Below are 22664 nucleotides of genomic sequence, written 5' to 3'. Positions count from 1 at the left end.
AGGCCTTGGCAGGTTCCGTCGCTCATCCGACGACGGAACCGCAGCTCCGGTCAGACGAGCTTTGGTTTTTTGGCTTTGCTGCCCTGGCGCGCACGGCTGCCTTCGGTGTGCGAGGGCACTGAAGAAAGCATGGCGAGGCGGGGCATTGCCGAAGTCTAGCGCGATGCCACAATCCCGGCATGAGTGGTGCACGCGTTTCGATCCAGACAGCCGATTTCGACCTGGGGCAGGAGGTCGCCGCGTTGCGCGCCGGCGACAAACGCGTGGGTGCGGTCTGCAGCTTTGTCGGCGCCGTGCGGGATCGCAACGACGGCAGCAGCGTGGCCTCGATGGAGCTCGAGCATTACCCGGGCATGACCGAAAAGGCCATTGAAGCCATGATCGATGAGGCGCACAAGCGCTTCGATATTTTGGGTGCGCGCGTGATCCACCGCGTGGGCCTGTTGCAGCCGCTCGACCAGATCATGATGGTGGCGGTGGTCTCGGCCCACCGCGGCCAGAGCTTCGAGGCCTGCGAGTTCCTGATGGACTACCTGAAGACCCAGGCCCCGTTCTGGAAAAAAGAACAGACGCCCGAAGGCGCCCGCTGGGTCGATGCGCGCGTCAGCGACGACGCCGCATTGGCGCGCTGGGGCATCACGGCCCCCAACGCTTAGTCAGAGAGGCTTGAAGCCGCTCGACTGGATGATGCGTTCCCAGGTCTGCGTGTAGCTGCGCACGCGGCCCGCGAACTGGCCCTGCGGCTCGTAGCCGACCGTGAGCCCCATGGTCGTGAGCTTCTGCTTCACGTCGGGCATGGCCAGCACCTTCTGCAGCGCGTCGCCGTATTTGTCGATGATCGGCTGCGGCGTGCCCACGGGCGCGAAGATGCCGTAGTAGGGCAGGTCTTCCAGGTTGGAGAAGCCCAGCTCGGTGAAGGTGGGCACGTTCGGCAGCACGGCCTGGCGCTTGGCGCCGATGGAGGCCACGATGCGCACCTTGCCGGCCTTGTGGTTCTCGATGAAGTCGGGCACCGAGGCGATGCCGGCCGTGATCTGGTTGCCCAGCATGTCCGCCGTCATCGGCGCGCTGCCGCGGTAGGGCGCGGGCTGCACGTCGATCTTGTATTTTTCCGAGATCATCTTCACCAGGAACTCGGGGATCGAGGCCGGTGCCGGAATGCCGATGGTTTCCTTGCCGCCGCGCTGGGTGCGAACCCACTTCACATATTCGTCGATGCTCTTGGCGGGCGTGCCGCCCGAGACGGCCAGCACATTGGCGAAGGTGGCGAATCCGGCCACCGGCACGAAGTCGGTCGCAGGGTTGAAGCCGGGGTTCTTCACCACCTGCGGCAGGATGGAGATCGAATGGTCGTGCGAGAGGAACAGCGTGTGGCCATCGGCCGGCGCTGCCTTGAGCGCCTGCGCCGCGATCTGTCCGCCGGCGCCGGCGCGGTTCTCGACCACCACCGGCACGCCCAGCACGTCCTTGAGTTTTTCGCCCAGCGTGCGTGCGATGGCGTCGGTGCCCGCGCCCGCGGGAAAGCCCACCAGGATGCGGATGGGCGTGCCTTGCGCCTGCGCAAGGCCGGCGAGGCCCATGGCCGCTAGAAAGAGACCGGCGCCGAGCGCCCGGCGAACCGGCTGGACGCGCTGCATTGAAAAAACCATGATCGACTCCATTCGAGAGAGAGAAATGCCTACGGCAGGAAGGTGCCCGGCACCGTGCAATAGCCGTGCCCATTCCGCCAGCGCGATTCAAAACTTGAATCCCGGCGGAACAGCCCTATTTTGGATGCAGGAATACCACCATGCGACAAGACAAACTCACCACCAAATTCCAGGAAGCGCTGAGCGATGCCCAGACGCTCGCGCTCGGCAACGACAACGCCTACATCGAACCGGCCCACCTGCTGGTCGCGATGCTGCGCCAGGAAGACGGCCCGCGCGCCCTGCTGGAGCGCGCCGGCGTCAACGTGCAGGGGCTCGCGAACGCTGCCGAGGCGGCCATCAAGAAGCTGCCGCAGGTGCAGGGCCACGACATCGTGCAGGTCGGCCCCGAGCTCGGCAAGCTGCTGCAGGCCACCGAGAAGGAAGCCATCAAGCGCAATGACCAGTTCATTGCGGGCGAGCTCTTCTTGCTGGCCGTGGCCGACAGCAAGTCCGACATCGGCCGCATCGCCAAGGAAAACGGCCTCGGCCGCAAGTCGCTCGAGTCCGCCATCGACGCTGTGCGCGGCGGCCAGGGCGTGAACAGCGCCGATGCCGAGGGCCAGCGCGAAGCCCTCAAGAAATACTGCCTCGACCTGACCGAGCGCGCGCGCCTGGGCAAGCTCGATCCGGTGATCGGCCGCGACGAGGAAATCCGCCGCGCCATCCAGGTGCTGCAGCGCCGCACCAAGAACAACCCCGTGCTCATCGGCGAGCCCGGCGTGGGCAAGACCGCCATCGTCGAAGGCCTGGCGCAACGCATCGTCGCGGGCGAGGTGCCCGAGTCGCTCAAGGGCAAGCGCGTGCTGTCGCTCGACATGGCCGCACTGCTGGCCGGTGCCAAGTTCCGCGGCGAGTTCGAGGAACGCCTGAAGACCGTGCTCAACGAGCTTGCCAAGGACGAAGGCCAGACCATCGTCTTCATCGACGAGCTTCACACCATGGTGGGCGCCGGCAAGGCCGAGGGCGCGATGGACGCGGGCAACATGCTCAAGCCCGCGCTCGCGCGCGGCGAGCTGCACTGCGTGGGCGCCACCACGCTCGACGAATACCGCAAGTACATCGAGAAGGACGCCGCGCTGGAGCGCCGCTTCCAGAAGATCATCGTGGGCGAGCCCAGCGTGGAGGCCACCATCGCCATCCTGCGCGGCCTGCAGGAAAAGTACGAAGTGCACCATGGCGTGCAGATCACCGACCCGGCCATCGTGGCCGCGGCCGAACTCTCCGACCGCTACATCACCGACCGCTTCCTGCCCGACAAGGCCATCGACCTGATCGACGAGGCCGCGGCCAAGATCAAGATCGAGATGGACTCCAAGCCCGAGGTCATGGACCGGCTCGACCGCCGACTGATCCAGCTGCAGATCGAGCGCGAGGCCGTGCGCCGCGAAAAGGACGAAGCCTCGCAGAAGCGCTTCGGCCTGATCGAGGACGAGATCGCGCGCCTGCAGAAGGAGATCGCCGACTACGACGAGATCTGGCAGGCCGAGAAGGCGCAGGCCCAGGGCAGCGCGAAGATCCGCGAGGACATCGACAAGATCAAGTTCGAGATCGAGGAGTGGAAGCGCAAGGGCGACTTCAACAAGCTCGCCGAGCTGCAATACGGCCAGCTGCCGGCGCTGGAGAAGCGCCTGCGCGAGGCCGAGGAAAGCGAGGCGAGCAAGGGCAAGTCCAGCGCGCCGACGCTGCTGCGCACGCAGGTGGGCTCCGAAGAAATCGCCGAGGTCGTGGCGCGCGCCACCGGCATTCCGGTCGCCAAGCTGATGCAGGGCGAACGCGACAAGCTGCTCGTGATGGAAGACAAGCTGCATGAGCGCGTGGTGGGGCAGGACGAGGCCATCGGCGCGGTCGCCAATGCGATCCGCCGCTCGCGCTCGGGCCTCTCCGATCCGAACCGCCCGACCGGCTCGTTCCTGTTCCTCGGCCCCACGGGCGTGGGCAAGACCGAGCTGTGCAAGGCGCTCGCGGGCTTCCTGTTCGACAGCGAAGACCACCTGATCCGCATCGACATGAGCGAGTTCATGGAGAAGCACTCGGTCGCCCGCCTGATCGGCGCGCCGCCGGGCTACGTGGGCTACGAGGAGGGCGGCTACCTGACCGAGGCCGTGCGCCGCAAGCCCTACAGCGTGGTGCTGCTCGACGAGGTCGAGAAGGCCCACCCCGACGTGTTCAACGTGCTGCTTCAGGTGCTCGACGATGGCCGCCTCACGGACGGCCAGGGCCGTACCGTGGACTTCAAGAACACCGTGATCGTGATGACCAGCAACATCGGCTCGCCGATCATCCAGTCGATGGTGGGCCAGCCCGCCGAGGAGATCAAGGAAGCGGTGTGGGACGAGCTCAAGAACTACTTCCGCCCCGAGTTCCTGAACCGCATCGACGAGACCGTGGTGTTCCATGCGCTCGACGCGAAGAACATCGAATCGATTGCCGCGATCCAGCTCAAGGTGCTGCAGGCGCGGCTCGCGAAGATGGACCTGGGCCTGGAGGTGTCGCCCGCGGCGCTGGCCGAGATTGCCAAGGTCGGCTTCGACCCGGTGTTCGGCGCGCGGCCGCTCAAGCGCGCGATCCAGCAGCGCATCGAGAATCCGCTCTCCAAGCTGCTGCTCGACGGCAGCTTCGGACCGAAGGACACGATCGAAGTGAATACCGACCCGATCCGCACCCCCGGCCAGTTCTCGTTCACGAAGGCCGGGGAACCATCGGAGGCCGTTGCGGCCTAAAGTCGGATGATGAACTTCATTTTTCGCGTCATTCTTCTGCTCCTGGGGCTGGTCTTTGCGGCCAGCCTGGCGGTCGCCGTCATGTTGCTGGCGGCCGTGTGGGGCGTCCGCTACGCCTGGGGACGGATCACGGGCAAACCCGTGACGCCCTGGATGGCTTCGATGGGCGGGCGCTTCAACCCGCGTTCAGGCTTCGAGCGTTTTCGCAATGCGGCACGGCCGGGCGAACCGAGCGCGGCCGACACCGCCAACGCACGCGCGCGCGGCGAATCCGTGGTGCGCCCGGAACGCATTCGCGGCAGCGCCCGCGACGTGACCGACGTTTCTCCGAAATCGGTTTCGCGCGGCTGATCCGCTGCCCGGGCGGCGAATATGCCGCCCGCGACAGCCGGTTGCGCGGTTCGCCGTCAAAATCGTCCTCCTGCGACCGCCGCCCAGGCGGATATTGCTTTCATCCAGGAGAGACATTCCCATGACAACACGCGACATCTTCGTGGTCGGCACCGCCCGCACTGCCATCGGCACCTTCGGCGGCGCGCTGAAGGATGTGCCCAACACGCAACTGGCCACCACCGCCGTCAAGGCCGCCATCGAACGCAGCGGCGTGGCGGCCGATGCCATCGGCCATGTGGTCATGGGCAACGTGATTCCCACCGACGTGAAGGACGCCTACCTGAGCCGCGTGGCCGCCATCGATGCGGGCTGCCCGATCGAGACGCCGGCCTTCAACGTCAACCGCCTCTGCGGCTCGGGCCTGCAGGCGATCGTGTCGGCCGCGCAGGCCATTGCGCTGGGCGACTGCGACATCGCCATCGGCGGCGGCTCGGAATCGATGAGCCGCGGGCCTTACTTCGACACATCCGCGCGCTACGGCGCACGCATGGGCGATGCGGTGCTGGTCGACTACATGCTGGGCATCCTGCACGACCCGTGGGAGAAGATCCACATGGGCATCACCGCCGAGAACGTGGCGGCGCGCTACGGCATCACGCGCGAGCAGATGGACGAGCTGGCCGCCACCAGCCAGCAGCGCGCGGCGGCGGCCATTGCGGCGGGCCGCTTCAAGGCGCAGATCGTTCCGGTCGAGGTGAAGACGCGCAAGGGCGTCGTGCTGTTCGACACCGACGAGCATGTGCGCGCCGACACCACCGCCGAGACGCTCTCGAAGATGAAGCCCGCGTTCAAGAAGGACGGCCTCGTGACGGCCGGCAATGCCTCGGGCATCAACGATGGTGCGGCCGCCGTGGTGCTGGCCAGCGGCGAGAGCGTCAAGGCGCGGGGCCTGAGGCCGCTGGCGCGCCTGGTCGGCTATGCGCACGCCGGCGTGGAGCCCGCGTACATGGGCATCGGCCCGGTGCCGGCCACGCGCAAGGTGCTGGAGCGCACCGGGCTGAAGGTCGCCGACTTCGACGTGATCGAGTCGAACGAGGCCTTTGCGGCGCAGGCCTGCGCGGTCATCAAGGAACTGGGCTTCGATCCGGCCAAGGTCAACCCGAACGGCTCGGGCATTTCGCTGGGCCACCCGGTGGGCGCGACCGGCGCGATCATCACCACGAAGGCGATTGCCGAGCTGCACCGCACCGGCGGGCGTTATGCGCTGGTCACGATGTGCATCGGCGGCGGGCAGGGCATCGCCGCCGTGTTCGAACGCGTTTGAAGGCACACTTGCGGGCATGCTCCGCCCACCCATCCTGATCGACCCCGACGAGGTCGAGTTCAGCGCCATCCGCGCGCAGGGCGCGGGCGGCCAGAACGTCAACAAGGTGTCGAGCGCGGTGCACCTGCGCTACGACATCCATGCGAGCTCGCTGCCCGCCGACGTGAAGGAGCGGATGCTCGCGCTGCGCGACAGCCGCATCACGCAGGAGGGCGTCTTCGTGCTGAAGGCGCAGCAGCACCGCACGCAGGAAATGAACCGCGCCGATGCGCTCGCGCGGCTGCAGGAGGTGGTCGACAGCGTGGCCACGCCGCCGCGCGTGCGGCGCGCCACCAAGCCCACCTACGGTTCGAAGCAGCGCCGGCTCGAAGGCAAGAGCCAGCGCTCGCAGATCAAGAACCTGCGCGGGCCGGTGCGGGACTGACCGGCTGGCTGGCCGGCGCTTAAGGCCCCGCTAAGGCGGCGGACACCGGCCGCAAGCACAATGGACAGCATGAGAGCCTTCTTCCGCCGCGCTTTGCCGGCCTTCCTGCTGGCGCTGGGGGCCGCTGCCCTGGCGGGCTGCGGGCCGGCCGCGGGCAGCGGCGCAGCGCCGGCGGGTGCCGTGCAGGAACTCAAGTGGGAAGCGCTCGTTCCCAAGGATTGGGACCCGACCAAGCGCTACCGCAACCTGAGCCTGGAGTCGCTGCGCGACAACGACCCGCGCGCGATCCAGATGCTGGACGAGATGCGCGCCGTCTGGGACAACGCGCCGGTCAACGTGGCGCTCGACGGCACGGCGGCGCGCCTGTCGGGTTTTGTCGTTCCGCTGGACAACACGCAGGGCGGCATCCGCGAGTTCCTGCTGGTGCCTTACTTCGGCGCCTGCATCCACACCCCGCCGCCGCCCGCCAACCAGATCGTGCACGTGGTCGCGGCCGATACCGTGAAGGGCCTGCATGCGATGGACACGGTGCACGTGAGCGGCCTGCTGAAGGCGGCGCGCTATTCCTCCGTGGACATGGGCGTGAGCGGCTACGAGATCAAGTCGGCCTCGGTGGAGCCTTTCGTCACGGCGCGCTGACGTGTTCAGCCGCCGTCGTCGCCCTCCGGCACCGGCAGCGGCGGAACTTCGGCCTGCTGCTGCGTCAGCGCCGCCAGCGCCTCGCCGTCGGTGCGGTAGCTGAACAGCATCGGCCCCGGCGCGAGCAGGCCAGCGCGCTCCAGCACCTGCATGGCCGGCAGCTTCAGGCCGCTCAGGTGCAGGCGTACGCCCTTGGCTTCCATCATCCGGCGGATCGAGCCGAACACTTCGGCGCCCGTGATGTCGATGCGGTTGATGGGCTGCGCAAAAAGGCACACGTCGGTGAGTTCGGGGCGCTCGGCCAGCGCGGTCGTGAGCGCGCGTTCGAGCGTGGAGGCCGAGGCGAAGTCGAGCTCGGCATCCATGCGCAGCGCATAGAGCTGTGGTGCCAGCGGCGGCAGCTTCCATAGCTTGCGGTCGCGCAGGCTGCCGTCGGGATGCAGGCCCACCTCGATGATGCGCGGATGCAGGTGGCGGTACATGTAATGCGCCAGGCTCGCGAGCAGGCCGCCCAGCACGCCCCAGTAGATGCTCGGCGCCGTGGCAATGGTCAGCACGAAGGTGCCGAACGAAATGCCCGCCTCGATGCGCGACACGCGCCAGAGCGCGACGAAGCTCGCCGGCTTGACCAGCCCCAGGATGGCCGTGACCACCACCGCCGCCAGCACCGCCTGCGGCACGTGATAGAGCAGCGGCATCAGCCACAGCAGCGCGCCGGCCACCACCACCACGCTGAACAATGTGGCCCACCCGGTCTGGGCGCCCGCATACAGCGTGATGGCCGAGCGCGAGAACGAGGAACTGGTGGGAAAGGCGCCCGTGAAGCCCGAGGCCAGCTTGGCCAGGCCCTGGCCGATCAGGTCCTGGTTTTCGTTCCAGAGCGTGCCGGCGCGGGCATTGTCGACCTTGGCGCTCGACGCGGTTTCGAGAAAGCTCACGAGCGTGATCATCAGCGCGGGCAGCACCAGCGCGCTGAATGTGCTCAGCGGCAGCAGGCCTGGCCAGTAGAAGGACGGCAGGCCCGAGGGCAGGCTGCCCACCACGGCCCCGCCGCGCAGTGCGTAGTCGATGCTCCAGCTGATGGCCGCGGCGCCCGCCACCAGCGCCATGGTGGTCGGGAAGCGCGGCGCGAGCCGCTTGCCGAGCCACAGCACGGCGATGCTGCCGAGCCCGAAGGCGATGGCGATCAGGTCCGGCGGCGGCCCGCCCTGCAGCACCTGGGGAAGGGTGCGCCCCGTGAAGCCGAGCAGCGCCGGCAGCTGCGAGATGGCGATCAGCACCGCCGCGCCCTGCGTGAAGCCGATCAGCACCGGCGAGTTGACCAGCCGCAGCAGCCAGCCGAAGCGCCCGATGCCCAGCACGATCTGGATCGCGCCCGACATCAGCGTGAGCCACACCGCCATTTCCACCCATTCGGCGCTGCCGGGCACCGCCAGCGGCGCGAGCGATGCGCCCACCAGCAGGCTGGTGAGCGCCGTGGGCCCGACCGACAGCCGCTGCGACGAGCTGAAGATCACCGCGATGAGCGCCGGGAACAGCGCCGCATACACGCCGGTGACCAGCGGCATGCCCGCCAGCGCGGCATAGGCCACGCCCTGCGGAAGCACCATCAGCGCCACCGTGATGCCCGCCATGGCCTCGTTGCGCAGCAGCGCCGCGGACGGACGGGGCCAGGCCAGGCAGGGAACCCAGCGCGCGATGCGCTGGCGCAGGGAGGAAGAAGCGGAGGAGGGGGTGGCTGCCGGATTCATGGATGGTGGGTGGCTTGCTGGCGATTGTCCTGCGCCACCGCAGAGGGAAACCTGCGCGGCCATTCGGGCCGCGCGCATGGGAGAACGGCTAGACCAGCGAGCTCGCGTTCTTGAGCACGTAGTCGCAGGCTTTTTCCTTCACCTTCGAGGAGAGCATCTTCAAGTTGAGCGTCTTGCCGTCGCCGCCCTTGAGCAGCCCCTTGGCGCCGCTCGCGAAGCCGGTTTCCTGCTGCTTCTGGCCGGTGATCCTGGCCAGCAGCTTGTCCTTCACCGAGGCCGCGTCGCCGCCCAGGTAGTTGTTCTTGACGCAGTACTGCAGCACGCCGGCCGCATTGCCCATGGTGCTGGAGCCGATCGCGGGCATCTTGAAGCCGAGGTTCTCGCCGAGGGCAGCGCCGCCGCCCGAGGAGCCCATCTGGTCCTTGAGCTTGCCGAGCAGGTCCGACTGGGCCGAGGCCGAGACACTGGCCGCAACCAGCGCGATGGAAATCAGTGCGGTGCGAAAACGCATGATGACGAACTCCCGTTTGTCGAGGTGATTGAATGAAGATTCCATCGTCAGCATACCCCCGACGGAACCCCGGTTTCACGCGCGGCGGAAGAGCAGCACGGAATTCGTGCCGCCGAATGCGAAGGAGTTGCTCATGGCCGCCTCGATGTTGGGCGCGCTGGTGTCGTGCTGCGTGACGAGGTTCAGGCTGCAGGCCGGATCGACCTCGCTGCAGTTCGCGTTCGGCGGCAGCTGGCGGCGGTGCAATGCCAGCACCGTGATGAGCGCCTCGATGGCACCCGCGGCGCCGAGCATGTGGCCGTGCAGCGCCTTGGTGGAGCTGACGCGCAGGCTGTCCAGGTCGTCGCCCCACACATCGGCCAATGCGTTGCGCTCGACCACGTCGCCGATGCGCGTGGCCGTGCCGTGCGCATTGCAGTAGCCCACGTCGCGCGGCTGGAGGCCGGCCTGGCGCAGCGCCTGGCGCAGCGCGCGCGCCTGGCCGGGTGCGTCGGGCTTGGTGAGATGGGTGGCGTCGCTGCCGAGGCCCCAGCCGGCCAGCGTGGCGTAGCTGCGGGCGCCACGGCTGCGTGCGCGTTCGGCGGATTCGAGCACCAGGAAGGCCGCGCCTTCGCCCAGCGCAAAGCCGCTGCGGTCGCTCGCAAAGGGCCGCACCGCGCCGGCCGCTTCGCCGGGCTGGAAGCTGGCCAGGGTTTGCATGGCCTGCCAGGCCAGCACCACGCCCGGCACGATCAGCGCTTCGCTGCCGCCGGCAATGGCCATGTCGACTTCACCGCGCTCGATGGCCTTGGCCGCTTCGGCAATGGCCACCGACGACGAGGCGCAGGCGACCGAGTAGGTCAGCACCGGCCCCTGCACGCCCTGGCGCATGGCGACGTGGGCGGCGGGCGCGTTGGGCATGAAGGCGGGAATGGTGAGCGGCGAGACCCGCCCGTTGCCGCGGTAGGCGGCTTCGAGCGCCGCGGCGCCGCCCATGCCGCAGCCGGCATAGATGCCGATGCGTTCAGGATCGGCGTCGTTGTGGGCGGCAAGGCCTGCATCGCGCAGCGCGAGGTCGGCGGCGGCCACCGCGAGCTGGCTCACGCGGTCGACGCCGGCGAGCTGCAGCTTGGTGAACCAGCGTGTTTCGTCGAAGTCCACCGTGGCGGCGGCGGCGGGCTTGGGCAGTTCGGGGAAGACCGGCCGGATGGCCGACTGGCCGTCGAGCAGGGCCTGGAACAGCGCGCCGGGCTCGTCGCCGTGCGGCGCCACGACGCCCAGGCCGGTGACGCAGACCTCGTGCTTCACGCTGTCTTCGCGGCCCTGACCTTGTCGACCAGCACCGCGAGTTCGTTCAGCGTGTCGATGTTGGCGTCTTCATCGGGCATGGTGATGCCGAAGTGGTCTTCGATGGCAAACAGGAACTCGGCCAATGCCAGCGAGTCGAGCCCGCCGGTTTCGCGCATCGATGCGTTGGGGTCGAGCTTGGACGGTTCGATACCGTACTTCTCGTGGATCAGGTCCTGCAATTCCTTCAGCGAACTCATCGTGCGATGCCTGTTGTCGTGTGCCGGCCGCTGATCGATCGCCGCCCTCGGGGCGCGCCATGGGATCGACCCCTTCCTCGCTCGGCTTGTGGGTCAGTGATGGCCAATGATATCCGCTCCCACCAGGGTATTGCTCCGGCGCATGCCCTCCGGCCGCCAGCGCAGCGAAGGAAGCGCGAAGGCCATTCCCAGCAGCGCGCCGGCCAGCGCGTCGAGCACCACGTGCTGCTTGACGGCCAATGTCGAATACGCAATGGCGGCAAACCACAGCCAGTTGGAAAGGCGCAGGAAGACCGGCGTGCGCGCCTCGCGCAGCACGTGGTCCAGCCGGATGGCCGTGAAGATGGCCACCGCCACGTGCATCGAGGGGCAGGCGTTGCCCGCTGCGTCCACGCCCTGCAGCATCGCAAAGCCGGGATAGCCCGACACGTCGATGGCCAGCGGCGGTATCTGCGTCGGCCAGAAGTAGAAGAAGCCCAGCCCCGTCAGGCACAGCGCGCCGATCCACAGCCCGTACACCACCAGCTCGCGGAAGTTGGGCTGCAGGCCGGGCGCGATGCCCACGTAGAACCACAGCGAGAGGTAGGCGCCCAGCGTGTAGGGCTGGAACGGAATCAGGTGGTCCAGCGCCGTGAGCGGCATCACCACGACCGGGTAGGCCGGGTTGCGCAGCATGTGGAAGTAGCCGATGAAGAAGAGCCAGGTGAAGATCGTGGTGCCGATCGCCTTGAGCCAGAAGAGGCGGCGAATGCGCGCGCCGATGTCTGCGGTCCAGGTCTGGGGGCTGTGCGTTCGCGGAAGGGGCGCCATGGGCAGGTGGGTCGGAGGTCCGTGGTTTTCGTCGGCCGGCCGATCTTGCCAGAGCGCCGTGACGGCGTGGCGGCATCGAGGCGAGCTTCAGGCGAGCGCGGCGGATCGCTTCTTGTGCTGGAAGGAAGTGGGCGAGCGTCCGGTGGCGGCCTTGAACATGGCGCAGAACGCGCTGTCGGTGGCATAGCCGCTGGCCGCCGCCACCTGGCTCACGGCCATGCCGCGCGCCAGCAGCGGCAGCGCATGCGCCATCACGGCCTGCTGCCGCCATTGCTGCCAGCTCATGCCGAGCTGGTCGCGGAACAGCCGCGCCACGGTGCGCTCGCTGGCGCCGATGGCAGCGGCACGCTCGGCCAGCGTGGCGCGGTCGGCCGGGTTGCGCAGCAGCGTCTCGCACAGCTGGCGCAGCCGCTTGTCGGAGGGCAGCGGCACGTCGATGCGGATCTGCGTGGCGCGCTCGAGCTCGTCCACCAGCAGCGGCGCGATCATGCGTTCGCGCTGCGGCGCGTGCGGGTCGGCCGGCGGCAGGCCGTCGGGCGTGGTGTCGAGTGCGAGCATCAGCGCGCGCAGCAGCGGGCTGATCTCGAGCACCTCGCACTTCTCCCACGGCGGGCCGAGCCAGGCATGCAGGTACACGGTGCGCAGCTCGGCGTCCTCGATCAGCATGATGCTGTGCGGCATGTTGGCCGGCACCCAGACCGCGCGCGAGGGCGGCACGATGTAGCTGCCGTCCTGCGTGCTGAGCCGGATCACGCCGCGGGTCGAGAAAGTGAGCTGCGGCCACGGGTGCTGGTGCAGCTCGACGAAGGTGTCGGCGCTCAGGAAATGTTCCTTGGCGCGCAACGGCCTGACCGCGTCGGGTGCGTAGAGATGCGGCGTGAGCGAGGCGACGCTGGTGACCGGGGAAGGGAGTGAAACGGCGCTTGGCATAGTTTCGACAAATGTTGTCGCTGTATCGCCATTCTGCCGCGGCCAGCGGGCATAGCATCGGTGCCTGCCCGGTTTTTTGTAGCAATCCATGTCTTCCACTTCCTCCCCGACAGCCACTCCCTCCACCAGCTTGCGCGGCGACGCACAGCTCATCGGCCTGGTCGGCCTGGCCCATGCCATCAGCCACTTCAGCCAGCTGATCCTGGCGCCGCTGTTCCCCTGGCTGAAAGACGCGTTCAACGTGAGCTACACCGAGCTGGGCGCGGTGCTGACGGTGTTCTTCGTGGTCTCGTGCATCGTGCAGGCGGCCTCGGGCTTCATCGTCGACAAGCTGGGTCCGCGGCCGGTGCTGTTCGTGGGGCTGGGCGCGCTGGCCCTGGCGGCCTTCGGCTATGCGCTGGCCCAGAGCTACTGGATGCTGCTGCTGTGCGCCGTCGTGGGCGGCATCGGCAATGGCGTGTTCCACCCGGTCGACTACACGCTCTTCAACCGCAAGGTGGCGCCGACCCGCCTGGGCCACGCCTACAGCGTGCACGGCATCACCGGCAGCCTGGGCTGGGCGCTGGCGCCGGCCTTCGTGGTGCCGATCGCCATCGCTTTTTCATGGCGCGTGGCGCTGGCTTCGGCCGGTGCGCTGGCCATCGTGGTGCTGCTGGTGCTCTGGGCCTACCGCGGCGTGCTGGCGCTGGACGTGAAGGCGGTGCACAAGGCCACCGGGCATGGCGAGCCGGCACCCGTCGGCGGCGAGTTCGACTTCCTGCGCATTCCGGCCGTGTGGATGTGCTTCGGCTTCTTTTTCTTCTACGCCGTCGTGATCAGCGTGGTGCAGACCTTCGCGCCGGCGGCGGCGGGCCACCTGCACGCGGTGCCGGTGGCGCTGGTGGCGGTGTGCCTCACGGTCTACATGGTGGCAAGCGCGGCCGGCATGGTGGCGGGCGGCTTCCTGGCCTCGGATCCGTCGCGCTGCGAACGCATCGTGGGCATCGGCTTCGGGGTGGCGGCCGCGCTGGCGCTGGTGCTGGCCTTTGCGCAGTTTCCGCCGGTGATGGTGCCGGTGCTGTTCGGCGCCATGGGCTTCGTCTCGGGCGTTGCCGGCCCTTCGCGCGACCTGCTGGTCAAGCGCTCGACGCCGCCCAATGCCACCGGCCGCGTCTACGGCGTGGTGTATGCGGGCCTGGACATCGGCCAGGCGCTCGCGCCGCTGGTGTTCGGCCGCTTGATGGACCATGGCCAGTACGCGAGCGTGATCGCCGGCCTGGCGCTGGTGCAGGCCGTGCTGATTGCCAGTGCCTTCAACGTGACGCGGGTGCGCCGCACGGCGCTGGTGCCGGCCTCGGCGTAACAGCCGCGGCTGTGCGCTGCATGCGGCCGATATCATCGACCGCATGCAGGCCCTGTATTTCGACCGGCATGTGCTGTGGCCGTTCGTGCTTGGTGGGCTGGTCGGCGTGCCCTTCGGCGTCTGGCTGCTGCCGCACCTCGACCTCGTGCTCTTCAAGGTCTGCCTCGGTGTGCCGCTGGTGCTGTGGTGCCCTGCGATGCTGATGTCGCAGCACCTGCCGAAGATCGCCTTCGGCGGACGCTTCGCGGATGGCATCGCCGGCACCATCGGCGGGGCCATGGCCGGCATCGGCGGCTTCTCCGGCACCATTCCCACGCTCTGGTGCACGCTGCGCGGCTTCCAGCGCGACACGCAGCGCGCGGTGATCCAGAACTTCAACCTCTCGATGCTGGCAGTGGCGTTCGCGCTGCACCTGGGCCTGCTGATCGCCTCGGGCGTGGCGATGCTGGCCTCGGGGGTGCCGGCGCTGCTGCAGCGCGGCTGAGCCGCGGCAGCTGCTGCGTTCAGGCCGTGGGCAGGATCTCGCGCACGCGCTCCCAGGGCCGGCACATCAGCGTGCCGCGCGGCGAGACGACGATCGGGCGCTGCAGCAGGATCGGGTTCGCGGCGATGAAGTCGAACAGCTGGTCGTCGCTCCACTTCGGATCGGCCAGCTTCAGTTCTTCGTAGGGCGCTTCCTTGGTGCGCAGCAGGTCGCGCGCGCCCAGGCCCATGGCCTTGGCCAGCTCGCGCAGCTTCTTCTTCGAGGGCGGCGTTTCCAGGTACAGGACGATCTCGGGTTCCACGCCGCTCTCGCGGATCAGGCCCAGCACGTTGCGCGAGGTGCTGCAGTTGGGCTTGTGGAAGATGGTCATCGGGTAGTCGGTGGTCGGGGTGCGTGCGGCCATGGTGTCGTCGTCAGTCTTTCTGTGTTTCCTGGTCCATCGTGAAGGGAAAGCGCGCCGCCCAGAAATCGGCCAGGCGCGGATCGGCATCCACGCGCCGCACCACCTGCGCCATGCGCGGCGCCACGCGGTAGAAACGCCTGCGCCGCGGCGTCCAGCGCGACAGCACGGTCACGTAGAGGTCGAGCATGCTGATCTTCTCGCCGAGCAGATAGGGCGAGGGCTCGTCGATCTGCGTGTCCATCAGGTGCCAGCAGTGCGCAATGCGCTCGGCCGTGCGTTCGAGCATCACGGCCTGCGCGGCCGGGTCGGGCGTGAGGCGCGTGGGTTCGTCGCGCACCCAGAACAGCGAGTAGATGGCCGCCGGCAGGTAGACCATCCAGCGCAGGTAGCGCGCACGCAGCGGATCGCCGGGCGCGGGGCAGAGCCCGGCTTCCGGATAGCGGTCGCCAAGCCAGATCAGCATGGCCGCGCTCTCGGTCATCAACTCGCCCGACGGCAGCACGAGCGCGGGCACCTGCTGCATCGGGTTGACGCCCGACATGCGCTCGCGCTCGGAGTCGCTCTCCCAGGGCGAGACATCGACGGTCTCGACCTGCGCGCCGATCAGCGTCAGCGCCGCATGGACCGGCGTCGCGCCCGAGCCGGGCGCGCCGTAGAGGGTGTAGCGGTCGTTCGAGGCGGATGAAGAAGTCATCCGCCCAGATTACTGCAGCAGCGTACCGCTTGTCACGCAGTGGCCAGCAAGGCGTCGACCTTCTTCAGGCCTTCGAGCGTCTTCACGCAGGCCTCGGCCACTTCGGTGCCCTTGACGGCGAAGTGGCGGTGGAAGTACTTGCGGTGCTCCACGTGCTCGTGGAAGTGGTGCGGCGTGAGCACGGCCGAAAAAATCGGCACGTCGGTCTCGAGCTGCAGCGACATCAGCGTGCTGACCACGGTGCCGGCCACGAACTCGTGGCGGTAGATGCCGCCGTCCACAACCAGCGCGCAGCCCACGATGGCCGCGTACTTGCCCGAGTTGGCAAGCCGCTTGGCATGCAGCGGAATCTCGAAGGCGCCGGGCACGTCGAAGATGTCGATCAGCTCGCGCGCCACGCCGAGCCGCTCCATCTCGGCAAGGAAGGCGTCGCGCGCCTGGTGGACGATGTCGGAATGCCATTGCGCCTCGACAAAGGCAATGCGCTCGCCGCGCGGCTGGCCCGGCGCGTTGACGGCGGAAAGGGGAAGGTCGTTGATCTGACTCATGGTGTGCCTCTTGAAAGCAGGTTTCCTGAATCAGGGCGCACGAAACCGCAGGGCAGCATGCGCGCCATTGCAAGGCGCGCGGGCCGGCCCGCATTTCGCGCTCTCTTTCATCCGGACTGTGACCGTCGGCTTCGGAATTGCACCGAAATCTGCTGACCCCGCAGCCCATTGCAGGCCTTGGGCGCTCGCGGGCTCGTGCGGCCCCTCTTTCGAAGAAGCCGCCATTACCGCCGGTGGGGAGTTTCGCCCCGCCCTGAGAACGCTTGCCGTCCGGCATGCCGGACGACGGTGCGATTCTAGGAGCGGACGGCGGCGCTGGTTGTCGCCCGCGCGCCAGACCTTCGGCGGCGCGGGGATTTTCGCCGTGCGCGGGTGCGTACGGCTCAGCGCTTCGCGAGGAACTGCGTCATACGATGGAGTTCGTCGTCGAGTGCCGCGCGGAACAGCGCATCGCGAGGTGGCTTGCCGGCGGCGTAGCCGAACGCGGGCTGCAGCCGGCCTTCGGGCGCCGTGACGTTGGCCCAGCCGATCACGCGCTCGTGCCAGAGCAGGGGCAGCGCGTAGTAGCCGAACTGTCGCTTCGGCGCCGGCATGTAGGCCTCGAACTTGTACGTCCAGCCCCACAGCAGCTCGAAGCGGCGGCGGTCCCACACCACGGGGTCGAAGGGCGCGAGCAGGCGCACTTCTTCATCGGGTGCATGGCGCCGCGAGGCGGGGTTCTCGTCGCCGGGCCAGTACCAGGTGGTGCCGTCGATGCGGCAGCTTGCGAGCCGTTCGTCGCGTGCGAGGCGCAGCGCGGCCTGCGTCTGCGCCGACAGATGCGGCGCGCCGTAGCCGAGCAGCCGCACGAGGTACGTCAGGCTCGCGGCCGGCAGCGGCGCGTACTTGCGCACCACCAGGTCGATCAGCGCGGCGGCGCGCTGCGCGCGGCCGGCGGGGCTGTCGTCGGCGGGCACATGTGTCACGGCCTCGTAGACGCGCGTGCCGCTGTCGCGCCGCACCACGCGCAGCATGCCGCGGTAGTGCAGGCCATCGAGCAGCCGCGTCGTCGCATTGCTCGAGCCGCCCCAGTAGTTCTTGACGCTGCCGTGTGCAAAGTGCTGTTCGACTTCACGCGGATGCACGGGCCCGCGCTCGCGCACGAAGGCCAGCACGTCGGCGGCCTTGCGGCGGGTGTCCGCGTCCCAGGGCTGCCTGGCTTCGCGCGGATGCATCAGCGCCAGGTGCTCGCGCGGCAGAAAGCCGTAGTTGACGAGGCAGTCTTCCTCAATGGCAAGTCGGGTGTAGCGGCTTTCGAGATCGCCCGCGCGGTAGTCCTTCACGCGGTGGCGCAAGGTCAGGTCTTGTGCGCGCGCAGGGGCGCGGATCGGGTCGGCCTGAACGAAGCCGAGCCGGCGGATCGCGCCCGGCAGCGTGGTCGGCTTGAAGAGGGTGCGCGCGATGGCGTAGCGGCGCAGGTCGTCGAGGGTCGGGGTGGCCATGGGGCGGATTGCAGCACAAGTGGGCGCTGCTGTTTTAGGGGCCTTGTTGTTCAGGGCGCGCTCCCGCCGACGGGGTACCTTGCTCCGCGAATGTCCTCCGGCCTTCGGCCTCCCCCTTGATTTATTTCGCTGCGCAAGGCACCCCATCGGCGGGAGCGTTATACGAAGCAGTTGTTGATCAGCTGTGCACCCAGAGCGTGCCTTGTGCCCAGGGCATCGGGTGCTCCCCGCAGCGAAATAAAGGAGGAGCCGAAGGCGGGGGACATTCGCGGAGGGGAGTACCCGGTGGCCTGGGCACGAGCCCCGAACAAAAGCTCCGAATACTTTTGCTAGACGGCTTGCCTGTGCCGTTCGATACACACGTCGAGCGTTTCGCTGCCGGCCCGCTGCCACCAGTCGAGATTCGAAAAGATCTCGACTTCGCTGAACCCCGCGAAGCCCGCGTCCTCGACCCAGCCGCGGATCTTCTTGAGCTCGACCACGCCGTCGCCCATCATCCCGCGGTCCGAGAGCAGGTCGCGCGTGGGCGTGAGCCAGTCGCAGACGTGGTACGCCAGCAGCCGCGCGCGGCCGGCGCGCGCGATCTGCTGCTGCAGCTTCGGATCCCACCACACGTGATAGATGTCCAGCGCCACACCCAGCATGCCGCTCTTGCCCGCATCGAGCTCGTCGCAGATGTCGAGCGCGTGTTCGAGCGTGTTGATGCAGGCGCGGTCGGCCGCCTGCATGGGATGCAGCGGCTCGATGGCCAGCGGCATGCCGACTTCGCGTGCGTATTCGAGCGATGCGGCAATGCCGTCGCGCACCTCGCCGCGCGCGCGGGCGATGTCCTTGTAGGCGGGCTTGCCTTCGAGCGCGCCGGGCAGGGCGCCGACCACCAGCACGAGGCAAGGCGCATCGAGCGTCTTGGCCTCGTCGATAGCGCGGCGGTTGTCGTCGAGCGCGGCCTGGAGGCCCGCCGCATTCGCCGCCGGAAAGAAGCCGCCGCGGCAGTAGCCCGAAAGGCCGATGCCATGCGCCTTCAGCTGCTTTGCGATCTTGTCGAGCCCGACGGCCGCCACCTGGTCGCGCCAGGGGCTGATCGCGCGGATGCCGCGTTCGGCGCACTGGTCGATGATGCGGTCGAGCGGCACCTCGGCGCCCAGTTGCTTGCGGATGGTGGCGGTGTTGATCGACAGCCAGTCGTGGTTCTGCGAGAAGTTGCGCATGGCTTCGATCAATTGTCCACGCCGTGCAGCGCAAGCAGCGTCTTCATGCGCCGCATCGCCAGCTCCGGTTGCTCCAGCAGGTTGGCCGCATCGGCCAGCCGGAACAGCTCGGCGAAGTGCTGCAGCGAACGCGTGCTCTGCTGGCCGCCCACCATCGTGAGGTGCTTCTGGTGGCCGTTGAGCCAGGCCATGAACACCACGCCGGTCTTGTAGAAGCGCGTGGGCGCCGCAAAGATGTGGCGCGACAGCGGCACCGTCGGGCCGAGGATCGCGTGGAATTTTTCCGTATTGCCTTGGGCCAGCGCACCCAGCGCCGCGCTCGCAGCCGGCGCGATGGCGTCGAAGATGCCCAGCAGCGCGTCGCTCTTGCCGTGCGTGGGCTCGCGGCCGAAGCCGTCGCCGGCGATCAGCTCGGCATAGTTGAAGTCGTCGCCCGTGTACATGCGCACGCCCTTTGGCAAGCGGCGGCGCATCGCGATTTCCTTGTCCTTGTCAAGCAGCGAGATCTTGATACCGTCGACCTTGTCGGGATGCGCCGCGATGATGCCGATCGCGGTGTCCATCGCGGCGTCGGTGTCCTTCGTGCCCCAGTAGCCGGCCAGCGCCGGATCGAACATCTCGCCCAGCCAGTGCAGCACCACCGGCTGCCTGGCCTGCGACAGGATGCGGTCGTACACGCGCTCGTAGTCGGCAGGGCTCCTGGCCACGCGCGCGAGCGCACGGCTCGCCATCACGATCAGCTTGCCGCCGAGCGCCTCGATCGCCGCCATCTGCTCTTCGTAGCCGCGGATCACGTCGTCCACGCTCTTGACCTCGTCGAGGTTCAGGTGGTCGGTGCCGCAGCCCGAGGCGACCAGCGCGCCGGGCACGTCCTTCGCGGCATCGAGCGAGCGGCGGATCAGCTCGAGCGAGGTCGGCCAGTCCAGGCCCATGCCGCGCTGCGCGGTGTCCATGGCTTCGGCCACGCCCAGGCCCAGCGAGAACAGGTGGCGACGGTAGGCGATGGTCGCGTCCCAGTCGACGGCGGCCTGCAGCCAGGGGTCGACCGCGGCCAGCGGGTCGGCCACCACGTGCGCGGCCGAGTAGGCGATGCGGTTGAACTTGATGCCCGCATCGGGCTTCACCGGCGCGATGCCGCGCAGGGCGTAGGGCGCGAGCGCGCCGCTCGCGGTGGGAAGGGTCAGCGTCAATGCCATGGCTTGTGCTTCTTCTTCAGACCTTCAGCGCAGGCACGTCGACCCAGCGGCGGTCCTTCCACGATTCGAGCGCAGCCTCGACCAATTGCACGCCCTTGGCGCCTTCGGGCAAGGTCCACTTGTAGGGCTCGTTCTCCACCACGTGGCGGATGAAGTGCTCCCACTGGATCTTGAAGCCGTTGTCGTAGACCTGCGAATCCGGAATCTCCTGCCACTGGTCGAAGAAATTCATCATCTGCTTCTCGTCCGGGTTCCACACCGGCCGCGGCGTGGCCACGCGCGACTGGGCGCGGCAACTCGACAGGCCCGCCACGGCCGAACCGTCGGTGCCGTCGACGTGGAAGGTCACGAGGTCGTCGCGGCGCACGCGCGTGGCCCAGCTCATGTTGATCTGCGCGATCACCGGCTCGCCGTTGTGGCCCGTGAGCTCGCAGGTGGCGTAGGCCGCGTCGTCGGCGGTGGCTTCATACGGCTTGCCGGCTTCGTCCCAGCGCCTGGGGATGTGCGTGGCGCCGATGCACGACACAGACTTCACTTCGCCGAACAGGTTGTCCAGCACGTAGCGCCAGTGGCACATCATGTCCAGGATCATGCCGCCGCCGTCTTCCTTGCGGTAGTTCCAGCTCGGACGCTGGATCGGCTGCAGGTCGCCCTCGAACACCCAGTAGCCGAACTCCAGGCGCACGCTGAGCATGCGGCCGAAGAAGCCCGCGCGGCGCAGCATGTCGAGCTTGCGCAGGCCCGGGAGGAACAGCTTGTCCTGCACCGCGCCGTGCTTCAGGCCCGAGCCTTCGGCCAGGCGCGCGATCTCGACGGCCTCATTGAGATTGGTGGCGATGGGCTTTTCGCAGTACACATGCTTGCCGGCGCGGATCGCCTTGGCCAGCAGCGTCGGGCGCATCTGCGTGGTGCCGGCGTCGAAGAAGATCGTGTCGTCGTTGTTGGCGAGCGCCGCGTCCAGGTCGGTGCCCCAGCGCGCGATGTTGTGGGCCTTGGCGAGCGCTTCCATCTTCTCGGCGTTGCGGCCGATGAGGATCGGGTCGGGCATCACCTTGTCGCCGTTCGACAGCGTGACGCCGCCTTGGGCGCGGATCGCGCAGATGGAGCGGATCAAATGCTGGTTCATGCCCATGCGGCCGGTGACGCCGTGCATGATGATTCCGAGTCGTTGGGTGGCCATCGTTTTCTTCCTTGGGATGCGAGAGAGGTGCTTCAATAGACGGAACGCATGGCGTCCCACGAGATGCCGGCGCCGGGCTTGCCGGTGGCAAAGCCGGGCGCGGTGGCGAGCGGCGACAGGGCTAGCTGTCCGCCGCAGATGGCGAGGCGCACGGCGCCGTCGCTCGGTTCGTAGAGGCCGGGATGCAGCTTCAGCAAGGCCTGCTGCTCCGCCTCGGGCACGGCCGCAAGGCCGTTGACGTAATGGTGTCCGTTGCGCTCGACATGCGAGAGGCCGAGCCAGCCGACCAGCGCGAGGTCCTGCTGCACGCCGATGCCGGCCTGCATGGTCAGGTCTTCGCCGGACAGGAAATAGCGGTCCGCTTTCTCAGAAGCATTCCAGTGCACGCAGCGCGCCGCATTGACCACCGACTTGTAGAAGCCCTTGCAGCTCTTGCTCGACACGCCGGTGTAGCCCAGCGCACGGGCCTGCACGAAGGCATCGAGCATGGCGTCGGATTCATCGATGAGCAGGGGAATGCGCTTGCCCAGCGCCGCCACGTCGCGCCGCAGGGCGGCGTCGCGGCGGATCGGCTGTTCGACGAAGGCCGTCTTCTGCGCGAGCCTCCACAGCACGGGCGTCGACAGCATGCGGTCGAGGAAGACGGCGAAGTCGCCGGCATCGGCGTACTGCTCGTTGCCGTCGAGCGTCACGAGCTGCGCGTGGCCGTCGATCACGCGGGCGATGCGTTCCAGGCGCGCGATGTCCTGCGCCGTGTGGCCGCAGAGCTTGAGCTTGAAATGCGTGAGCCCGTAGCGTTGCACCGCCGCGGCCAGCGTGGTGGGCAGGCCGTCGGCCGGCGCATCGGGCAGCGGGTCGCTGTCGTCGATGGCATCGGCCAGGCCGACCGTGTGGCGCGCCGCGATGCTCTTGCGCGGCGATCGGCCGGCCAGGAAGCCGGACATGCCGAAGCCCGCGAGATCGTCGGCCAGCCCGCTGCCGGCAACATCAATGCCGCACAGGTTGGCGCTCATCGCCGCGGCAAAGCTCTGGCCCGTGTGCAGGCACAGCGCATCCATCAGCGCGCGGTCGATCAGCGCGGGGCCGTAGCTCGCCACCAGCGCCTGCAGGCCCTTGGCTTTCGCGCGGGCCTGCAGCGCGGCGTAGTTCGATGCGAAGTGCGTCCAGGCGGTCTGCGCTTCGTCCTCGGCCAGATAGGCTTCGCGCGCATCGCGCAGCGCAAAGCGAAGCTGCTCGAAGTTCTGCTCGTTGGTGAGCGCCGGGTTCTTGTCGAACCACTTGGGCACCATCATCTCGGCTGCGCAACCCTCGGCCGTTCGGCCGTTCTCGAAGCGGATGCGCGCCCGCACGTAGACCTGCGGGCAGGCCGTGACGGTGGCGGCGCCAAAGCGGAACGGCAGCCTGAGCGCGACGTCGCGCTCGGCAAACCGGATCTCCTCGACGTGGAAACGGGGCGCGTCCATGGGTGC

22 protein-coding genes, 1 pseudogene and 1 riboswitch are annotated in these 22664 nt (G+C 68.2%); of the genes and pseudogenes, 8 read left to right on the top strand and 15 right to left on the bottom strand.

The window, feature by feature from the left end; genetic code table 11:
* Positions 1–179 precede the first annotated feature (179 nt).
* Positions 180–656, top strand: coding sequence for a molybdenum cofactor biosynthesis protein MoaE (locus VPA02S_RS03300; RefSeq protein WP_062362134.1), 477 nt, complete (start codon positions 180–182; stop codon positions 654–656).
* On the opposite strand, the gene VPA02S_RS03295 is transcribed toward VPA02S_RS03300, so the two are convergent.
* Positions 657–1649: a Bug family tripartite tricarboxylate transporter substrate binding protein gene (locus VPA02S_RS03295; RefSeq protein ID WP_012746975.1), complete on the bottom strand. Its 993-nt coding sequence runs from the start codon at positions 1647–1649 to the stop codon at positions 657–659.
* 140 nt (positions 1650–1789) lie between these two features.
* On the opposite strand from VPA02S_RS03295, the gene clpB reads away from it, so the two are divergent.
* From clpB to VPA02S_RS03270, 5 genes are all read left to right on the top strand, one after another.
* Positions 1790–4411, top strand: a complete 2622-nt coding sequence (gene clpB, locus VPA02S_RS03290; RefSeq protein ID WP_062362130.1) for an ATP-dependent chaperone ClpB — start codon at positions 1790–1792, stop codon at positions 4409–4411.
* Between the two features lie 9 nt (positions 4412–4420).
* Positions 4421–4762 (top strand): hypothetical protein, encoded by a 342-nt coding sequence (locus tag VPA02S_RS03285; protein WP_230537705.1) that lies wholly within the window; start codon positions 4421–4423, stop codon positions 4760–4762.
* A gap of 121 nt (positions 4763–4883) precedes the next feature.
* A complete protein-coding gene (locus tag VPA02S_RS03280; RefSeq protein WP_012746978.1) occupies positions 4884–6068 on the top strand; it encodes an acetyl-CoA C-acyltransferase family protein in 1185 nt (394 codons plus the stop codon).
* A 16-nt stretch (positions 6069–6084) separates the two neighbouring features.
* A complete protein-coding gene (arfB, locus tag VPA02S_RS03275) occupies positions 6085–6492 on the top strand; it encodes an alternative ribosome rescue aminoacyl-tRNA hydrolase ArfB (protein WP_012746979.1) in 408 nt (135 codons plus the stop codon).
* A 60-nt stretch (positions 6493–6552) separates the two neighbouring features.
* Positions 6553–7131 (top strand): DUF3299 domain-containing protein, encoded by a 579-nt coding sequence (locus VPA02S_RS03270; protein ID WP_012746980.1) that lies wholly within the window; start codon positions 6553–6555, stop codon positions 7129–7131.
* 5 nt (positions 7132–7136) lie between these two features.
* On the opposite strand, the gene VPA02S_RS03265 is transcribed toward VPA02S_RS03270, so the two are convergent.
* The 6 genes from VPA02S_RS03265 to VPA02S_RS03240 form a co-directional block, all read right to left on the bottom strand.
* On the bottom strand, positions 7137–8882 hold the full coding sequence (locus tag VPA02S_RS03265) for a SulP family inorganic anion transporter (RefSeq protein WP_062362128.1): 1746 nt from the start codon (positions 8880–8882) through the stop codon (positions 7137–7139).
* 88 nt (positions 8883–8970) lie between these two features.
* Positions 8971–9393 carry a DUF2501 domain-containing protein gene (locus VPA02S_RS03260; protein ID WP_026283808.1) on the bottom strand — a complete coding sequence of 141 codons (423 nt, stop codon included), beginning with the start codon at positions 9391–9393 and terminating at the stop codon, positions 8971–8973.
* A gap of 75 nt (positions 9394–9468) precedes the next feature.
* Positions 9469–10680, bottom strand: coding sequence for a beta-ketoacyl-[acyl-carrier-protein] synthase family protein (locus tag VPA02S_RS03255; RefSeq protein ID WP_012746983.1), 1212 nt, complete (start codon positions 10678–10680; stop codon positions 9469–9471).
* On the bottom strand, positions 10677–10919 hold the full coding sequence (locus VPA02S_RS03250) for an acyl carrier protein (protein ID WP_012746984.1): 243 nt from the start codon (positions 10917–10919) through the stop codon (positions 10677–10679). Before VPA02S_RS03250 ends, VPA02S_RS03255 begins: the two co-directional genes overlap by 4 nt.
* Positions 10920–11012: 93 nt before the next feature.
* Positions 11013–11729, bottom strand: coding sequence for a phosphatase PAP2 family protein (locus tag VPA02S_RS03245; RefSeq protein ID WP_062362125.1), 717 nt, complete (start codon positions 11727–11729; stop codon positions 11013–11015).
* Between the two features lie 87 nt (positions 11730–11816).
* Complete coding sequence (locus VPA02S_RS03240; protein ID WP_012746986.1) at positions 11817–12659, bottom strand: AraC family transcriptional regulator; 843 nt, start codon at positions 12657–12659, stop codon at positions 11817–11819.
* Between the two features lie 88 nt (positions 12660–12747).
* Between VPA02S_RS03240 and VPA02S_RS03235 the strand changes: the two genes are divergently transcribed.
* Together VPA02S_RS03235 and VPA02S_RS03230 are read left to right on the top strand one after the other, a co-directional pair.
* The gene (locus VPA02S_RS03235) at positions 12748–14001 is read left to right on the top strand and encodes an MFS transporter (protein WP_012746987.1); all 1254 of its coding nucleotides are present in this window, start codon (positions 12748–12750) and stop codon (positions 13999–14001) included.
* 58 nt (positions 14002–14059) lie between these two features.
* Positions 14060–14485, top strand: a pseudogene (locus VPA02S_RS03230) (TSUP family transporter); the annotation flags it as partial.
* A 19-nt stretch (positions 14486–14504) separates the two neighbouring features.
* Here the strand turns inward: VPA02S_RS03230 and arsC are convergent.
* From arsC to VPA02S_RS03190, 8 genes are all read right to left on the bottom strand, one after another.
* Positions 14505–14888 (bottom strand): arsenate reductase (glutaredoxin), encoded by a 384-nt coding sequence (gene arsC / locus VPA02S_RS03225; RefSeq protein WP_018902987.1) that lies wholly within the window; start codon positions 14886–14888, stop codon positions 14505–14507.
* Between the two features lie 10 nt (positions 14889–14898).
* Complete coding sequence (locus VPA02S_RS03220) at positions 14899–15582, bottom strand: glutathione S-transferase family protein (protein ID WP_012746990.1); 684 nt, start codon at positions 15580–15582, stop codon at positions 14899–14901.
* Between the two features lie 32 nt (positions 15583–15614).
* Positions 15615–16130, bottom strand: a complete 516-nt coding sequence (locus tag VPA02S_RS03215; RefSeq protein WP_012746991.1) for a 6,7-dimethyl-8-ribityllumazine synthase — start codon at positions 16128–16130, stop codon at positions 15615–15617.
* A gap of 95 nt (positions 16131–16225) precedes the next feature.
* Positions 16226–16395: riboswitch (FMN riboswitch) on the bottom strand.
* A 118-nt stretch (positions 16396–16513) separates the two neighbouring features.
* A complete protein-coding gene (locus VPA02S_RS03210; RefSeq protein ID WP_012746992.1) occupies positions 16514–17611 on the bottom strand; it encodes a DNA glycosylase AlkZ-like family protein in 1098 nt (365 codons plus the stop codon).
* A 329-nt stretch (positions 17612–17940) separates the two neighbouring features.
* Positions 17941–18819, bottom strand: a complete 879-nt coding sequence (locus VPA02S_RS03205) for a sugar phosphate isomerase/epimerase family protein (protein WP_012746993.1) — start codon at positions 18817–18819, stop codon at positions 17941–17943.
* 8 nt (positions 18820–18827) lie between these two features.
* Positions 18828–20015 carry a dihydrodipicolinate synthase family protein gene (locus VPA02S_RS03200; RefSeq protein ID WP_012746994.1) on the bottom strand — a complete coding sequence of 396 codons (1188 nt, stop codon included), beginning with the start codon at positions 20013–20015 and terminating at the stop codon, positions 18828–18830.
* A gap of 16 nt (positions 20016–20031) precedes the next feature.
* Positions 20032–21195 (bottom strand): Gfo/Idh/MocA family protein, encoded by a 1164-nt coding sequence (locus VPA02S_RS03195; protein WP_012746995.1) that lies wholly within the window; start codon positions 21193–21195, stop codon positions 20032–20034.
* Positions 21196–21227: 32 nt separating this feature from the next.
* Complete coding sequence (locus VPA02S_RS03190; protein ID WP_012746996.1) at positions 21228–22658, bottom strand: enolase C-terminal domain-like protein; 1431 nt, start codon at positions 22656–22658, stop codon at positions 21228–21230.
* Positions 22659–22664 lie beyond the last annotated feature (6 nt).

The organism is Variovorax paradoxus NBRC 15149, from assembly GCF_001591365.1.
GTDB classification, from domain to species: Bacteria; Pseudomonadota; Gammaproteobacteria; order Burkholderiales; family Burkholderiaceae_C; genus Variovorax; species Variovorax paradoxus.
This window is presented reverse-complemented; position numbering and strand designations above follow the sequence as displayed.

Bases quoted from the DNA above. Each gene is read 5' to 3' on its own strand.
- VPA02S_RS03300 (WP_062362134.1), top strand. From the start codon at position 180: ATGAGTGGTGCACGCGTTTCGATCCAGACAGCCGATTTCGACCTGGGG.
- VPA02S_RS03240 (WP_012746986.1), bottom strand. From the start codon at position 12,659: ATGCCAAGCGCCGTTTCACTCCCTTCCCCGGTCACCAGCGTCGCCTCG.
- VPA02S_RS03200 (WP_012746994.1), bottom strand. From the start codon at position 20,015: ATGGCATTGACGCTGACCCTTCCCACCGCGAGCGGCGCGCTCGCGCCC.
- VPA02S_RS03210 (WP_012746992.1), bottom strand. From the start codon at position 17,611: ATGGCCACCCCGACCCTCGACGACCTGCGCCGCTACGCCATCGCGCGC.
- clpB (WP_062362130.1), top strand. From the start codon at position 1,790: ATGCGACAAGACAAACTCACCACCAAATTCCAGGAAGCGCTGAGCGAT.
- arfB (WP_012746979.1), top strand. From the start codon at position 6,085: ATGCTCCGCCCACCCATCCTGATCGACCCCGACGAGGTCGAGTTCAGC.
- arsC (WP_018902987.1), bottom strand. From the start codon at position 14,888: ATGGCCGCACGCACCCCGACCACCGACTACCCGATGACCATCTTCCAC.
- VPA02S_RS03205 (WP_012746993.1), bottom strand. From the start codon at position 18,819: ATGCGCAACTTCTCGCAGAACCACGACTGGCTGTCGATCAACACCGCC.
- VPA02S_RS03260 (WP_026283808.1), bottom strand. From the start codon at position 9,393: ATGCGTTTTCGCACCGCACTGATTTCCATCGCGCTGGTTGCGGCCAGT.
- VPA02S_RS03220 (WP_012746990.1), bottom strand. From the start codon at position 15,582: ATGACTTCTTCATCCGCCTCGAACGACCGCTACACCCTCTACGGCGCG.
- VPA02S_RS03265 (WP_062362128.1), bottom strand. From the start codon at position 8,882: ATGAATCCGGCAGCCACCCCCTCCTCCGCTTCTTCCTCCCTGCGCCAG.
- VPA02S_RS03270 (WP_012746980.1), top strand. From the start codon at position 6,553: ATGGACAGCATGAGAGCCTTCTTCCGCCGCGCTTTGCCGGCCTTCCTG.
- VPA02S_RS03285 (WP_230537705.1), top strand. From the start codon at position 4,421: ATGAACTTCATTTTTCGCGTCATTCTTCTGCTCCTGGGGCTGGTCTTT.
- VPA02S_RS03195 (WP_012746995.1), bottom strand. From the start codon at position 21,195: ATGGCCACCCAACGACTCGGAATCATCATGCACGGCGTCACCGGCCGC.
- VPA02S_RS03215 (WP_012746991.1), bottom strand. From the start codon at position 16,130: ATGAGTCAGATCAACGACCTTCCCCTTTCCGCCGTCAACGCGCCGGGC.
- VPA02S_RS03280 (WP_012746978.1), top strand. From the start codon at position 4,884: ATGACAACACGCGACATCTTCGTGGTCGGCACCGCCCGCACTGCCATC.
- VPA02S_RS03190 (WP_012746996.1), bottom strand. From the start codon at position 22,658: ATGGACGCGCCCCGTTTCCACGTCGAGGAGATCCGGTTTGCCGAGCGC.
- VPA02S_RS03245 (WP_062362125.1), bottom strand. From the start codon at position 11,729: ATGGCGCCCCTTCCGCGAACGCACAGCCCCCAGACCTGGACCGCAGAC.
- VPA02S_RS03250 (WP_012746984.1), bottom strand. From the start codon at position 10,919: ATGAGTTCGCTGAAGGAATTGCAGGACCTGATCCACGAGAAGTACGGT.
- VPA02S_RS03235 (WP_012746987.1), top strand. From the start codon at position 12,748: ATGTCTTCCACTTCCTCCCCGACAGCCACTCCCTCCACCAGCTTGCGC.
- VPA02S_RS03295 (WP_012746975.1), bottom strand. From the start codon at position 1,649: ATGGTTTTTTCAATGCAGCGCGTCCAGCCGGTTCGCCGGGCGCTCGGC.